Origin of the sequence: Falsiroseomonas oryziterrae (assembly GCF_021864505.1) — a bacterium.
In the GTDB taxonomy this organism is placed as follows: domain Bacteria; phylum Pseudomonadota; class Alphaproteobacteria; order Acetobacterales; family Acetobacteraceae; genus Falsiroseomonas; species Falsiroseomonas oryziterrae.
In genome coordinates this window covers 1-1,930 of record NZ_JAKJIB010000508.1, presented here as the reverse complement: position 1 = coordinate 1,930, position 1,930 = coordinate 1, and the positions used below count along the sequence as shown (strand labels likewise).

2 protein-coding genes and 1 pseudogene are annotated in these 1,930 nt (G+C 75.2%); 1 reads left to right on the top strand and 2 read right to left on the bottom strand.

The features are described 5' to 3' along the window. A partial coding sequence (locus L2I40_RS22550) for a class I SAM-dependent DNA methyltransferase (protein WP_237217575.1) occupies positions 1-747 on the top strand: 747 nt, incomplete at its 5' end. Positions 748-749: 2 nt separating this feature from the next. On the opposite strand, the gene L2I40_RS22545 is transcribed toward L2I40_RS22550, so the two are convergent. Beyond that, complete coding sequence (locus L2I40_RS22545) at positions 750-1,484, bottom strand: nucleotide-binding protein (RefSeq protein WP_237217574.1); 735 nt, start codon at positions 1,482-1,484, stop codon at positions 750-752. Next, positions 1,481-1,930: pseudogene (locus tag L2I40_RS22540) on the bottom strand (GTP-binding protein); the annotation flags it as partial. The gene L2I40_RS22545 and the pseudogene L2I40_RS22540, both read right to left, overlap by 4 nt.

The following is a 1,930-nucleotide window of genomic DNA, read 5'->3' as shown; positions in this document are numbered from 1 at the left end:
GAGGCCGGCGAACCCGAGGCGGCGGAGGCCGCACGGCGCGTGCTGGCGATCCCGGGCGTCGCGCCCCCGCTCGCCGGCCAGGCGCGCTTCCTCCTTGCGGCGCTCGGCGAGGGCGAGGCGCCGGATCGCGCGCCCGCCGAATACGTCCGGGAGTTGTTCGACCAGTACGCGCCGCGCTTCGATGCCGATCTGCAGGACCAGCTCGGCTATCGCACGCCGCGGCTGCTCGCCGCGCTGCTCGATCGCGCCGGCGTTGCGGCCGACGGGACACGCCGCGTGCTCGACCTCGGCTGCGGCACAGGGCTGTCGGGCCTGCCGCTGAAGCCCCATGCGAGGCGGCTGGTCGGCCTCGATCTCTCCCCGCGCATGCTGGCGGAGGCGCGGCGTCGCGGAATTTACGATGCGCTGGAGGAAGCCGACCTGCTGGACTGGCTGCCGCGCCATCCCGGGCGCTTCGACCTGATCGCCGCGGCGGATGTGCTGAACTACCTCGGCGATCTCGGCCCGGCGCTGGCGGCGATCGCGGCGGCGCTGGCGCCGGGCGGCATCGCGGCCTTCAGCATCGAAGCCGGCGAGGGCGCGCCCTTCGCGCTCGGGTCTGGCATGCGCTACCGCCACGATCCCGCCCATGTCGCGCGGCTTGCCGAGGCGGCCGGATTCACCGAGTTGTGGCGGGAAGAAACCGTGCTGCGCGAGGAGCGTGGTGCGCCGGTGCCGGGGGTGCTCTTCGTCCTGCGCCGTGACTGAGCCTATGCGAGCGAGCGCGCGATCGACGTGACGTCGGCGGCCGCCGCGCTGCCGGGGTGGCGCGTCAGCAGTGGGCACTGGGCGCGGATCGCCTCCGGCACCTTCGCGTCGCGCCGGACCACGCCGGCGAGCACGAGGCCGCGGCCGAGGAAGCGGCGTGCCGCGGCATCGAGCGTCGCATGCACGCGCAGCCCGACGGCAGGCGAGCCGGCCATGTTGACGACGAGGCGCGGCACCGCGCCCGGCGCGTCGCGCGACAGGAGCTTCAGCACGGCATAGCAATCGGTGAGGCTCGTCGGCTCCTCGGTGGCGAGGAGGAGGGCGAGGTCGGCTTCGGCCAGGAAGCGCCGCTGCACGGTGCCGAGCCCGGCTCCGAGGTCGAGCACGACGTCGTCGTGCGACGCGGCGAGGCGACGTGGCATGTTCAGGGCTGCGTCGAGCAGTGCATCCGGCAACTCCGCCAGCGTGCCGCTGCCCGACTGTCCCGGCAGCAGGCGGAAGCCGCCGGGATGCGCGAGGATCGCCGCCTCCGCGGCGACCCGGCCGGAGAGGACGGCGGCGAGGCCGTGCGGGGGCGCGAGACCAAGCTGGACATCGGCGTTGGCCAGGCCGAGGTCGGCATCGAGCAGCAGCACGCGACGCCCAAGCTGGGCGAGGGCCTGGGCGAGCGTGATGGCGAACCAAGTCTTGCCCACGCCGCCCTTGCCGGAGGCGATCGCGACGACGCGCCCGCTCATCGCGAGCCCCCTCTGTTCATGCGTTCCGCCAGCCATTCCGGCGTCAGCGGCGTGAGCCCGCCGCTCGGATCCGGCCCGGTTCCGGCTTCCGTCAGCGCCAGGCCTGCGGCGGCCGCAGCGAGCACGCCGCCGAGGCGCCGCGCGGCGTCGAGGCGTGTCGGCAAGAGGTGCCGGCAGCCGAGGACCGCGAAGGCGCGTGCCGTCTCCGCCGATTCGTCCGCGTCGAGCCCGGCGGGGAGGACGAGGACCGCGGCACCCCTTGCCGCCTCGGCGAGCGCGGCGTGCCGCCTTGCGTCCGCGTCGTCGAACGGGTCGCAGCCGGGCATGTCGACCAGCGCTGCCTGGCCATCCGCGCGCCGCAGCAGCGCCTTGGCGAGCGCGGCGGGCGTTGCGGCGACGGCGAGCGGCAGGTCGAGCACGCGCGCGAAGGCGGCGAGCTGCTCTGC

What these genes read in the sequence shown, in the direction of transcription:
- L2I40_RS22545 (WP_237217574.1), bottom strand. Translation starts at nt 1,484, where the DNA reads ATGAGCGGGCGCGTCGTCGCGATCGCCTCCGGCAAGGGCGGCGTGGGC.